1 protein-coding gene is annotated in these 1,946 nt (G+C 53.0%); it reads right to left on the bottom strand.

Going from position 1 to position 1,946, the window contains the following annotated elements; translation table 11 throughout:
* Positions 1–325: 325 nt before the first annotated feature.
* On the bottom strand, positions 326–1,946 hold a 1,621-nt coding region (locus tag ACWA6V_RS21065; RefSeq protein WP_449524319.1), incomplete at its 5' end, for a discoidin domain-containing protein.

Here is a 1,946-nt window from a genome sequence, read left to right as displayed (position 1 = left end):
ATGAGCCCCAGTTAAATCCGTGATAACCATCGGGTATTGCATCGAGTTCAGTTGCGGGTAAATCGTCGAAAGTGATAACGGCAGCCTGGGTGCTGAGTGCACTGCCGAGGCCGAGTGACAGTAGCATTGATAATAAAAATGGTTTGGATAATAAAAGCGATTTGGTCTTGTGCATGATTGTTTCGTCCATTAGTTGATTTTTAATAAGGCTTTTTTGTTTTGTACTTTTTTTCTGATGTTATGTAAAAACGCCGCCCGCAAAAATACGGGCGGCTTAGTGGTATGACCGAATAATGAAACTGTTTTTTAATGAATTGTTTTTTAATTAAAATCCTGTCAGGCGCACCTCCCAAATTGAATAACCCCATTGGTTGCCAGCACTGCGCGCGGTGCCGTTAATGCGCACGTAGCGGTAGTTGCCACTTAGTGTGAGGATGTCGGTACGAGTACCAAAAGCACCGCCGGTTCTGCTGGCGATATCTACCCAGTTAGCATTGTCATTAGAGCCTTGCACTGTGTAGTTGGCAGCATTTGCTGCTTCCCAATCGATAGCAATTTGGGTGAGCGTTTTTGCGCTACCTAAATCTAGCGTTAACCAACTTGGATCAATCGCATGTGCCGACTCCCAGCGAGTGCCGCCATTTTTATCAATCGCATTGCTCGCCGCGGTTAACGCGGTGCTCGCATTGGCGCTCACCGGTGTTAAGAGGGCAGGGGTTGCGGTGCTTGATGCAGAACTGCTGCTGGCCGCCGCGCTTTGTGCAAAGACTTTCAATTCAAAGATTGAATAGCCCCAGGTGTTGCCGGTGCTGCGTGCAGTAGCGTAGACGCGCACATAGCGATAGGCGCCGCTGACTACATGGGTATCCGTGCGGTTGCCAAAAGCGGCGCCGGTGACGGTTTTTAAGGTCGTCCAGCTGGTGCCGTTGGTAGAACCTTGCACTTCATAGTTAGCGGCGTTGGCTGCTTCCCAATCGATAACTACTTGGGTCAGTGAACGATTGCTACCCAGATCCACCATCAACCAACTTGGGCTCACGCCGTGGTTGGATTCCCAGCGGGTACCGGCCACGCCATCAACCGCGTTAGTGGCAGGTTGGAAGCTGGTGCTGGCAGTGACCGGGCGACCTTGCGATACCAATACCGAAGTCGGTGCGCTGGAGCTGCTCACGCTGGAAGGCGTTGACGAGGGCGCACTGGAACTCGCTGCCGAAGAGGCTGGCACTGAACCGGTGAACGACACTGCAATGGTGTGGCTCGCGGAGATCGCGTTGAAGGTGTAGCTGTTCATCGCGCCCAGAGAAACACCGTCCACAATCACGTTGGCGACTTGTTGGCCCGCCGGTGGATTGAAGGTGTAAGTCGCCGAGTCAGTGTTGTTTTTGCTGTAACGGAGGGTGCCCGCTGGTGCGATGCTGCCTGCGTTATCCAGGTTGATGGTGTAGATACGGTGCGGTTTCAAATCAACTGCCATCAACTGCACGTCAGCGACTTCAACTACCTGGCCAGCCGGTGGACGGAACCAGAAGCGGAAGTTGCGCTCGTTCGCCGGTGGATAAGCACTGAAACCGGTGAAGCCTTCATAGGTGCCATCGTTATTGCTGTTGGTCCAGTTGATCATGGTGTTGTTGGCGGTGCCGTATTCCACTTTGAACTGGGTCAAACTGCGCGGCGCGGATTTATCGCCTGCAACCAACACTTCCTTCACTTCAAAATCCGGGTCGATATTCACGCTCACCCACAGATCCTGATTGTCCGCTATGCCGGGTTTACCGCTGGCTTTGTTGCCGGTTGAGCCGTCAACTGCACGCGCTGCTGCACCCCACCACTCAGTTTCCCAACCGCTACTGGCGCCCGTGAAAATGGTCGCGCTGATCGCAGGAACCAATGGATCCCCGGAACCGATATAGGCGATTTCCCCGATAACAACATCATCGATAAAGGTA

The organism is Cellvibrio sp. (genome assembly GCF_053579595.1).
This window is presented reverse-complemented; position numbering and strand designations above follow the sequence as displayed.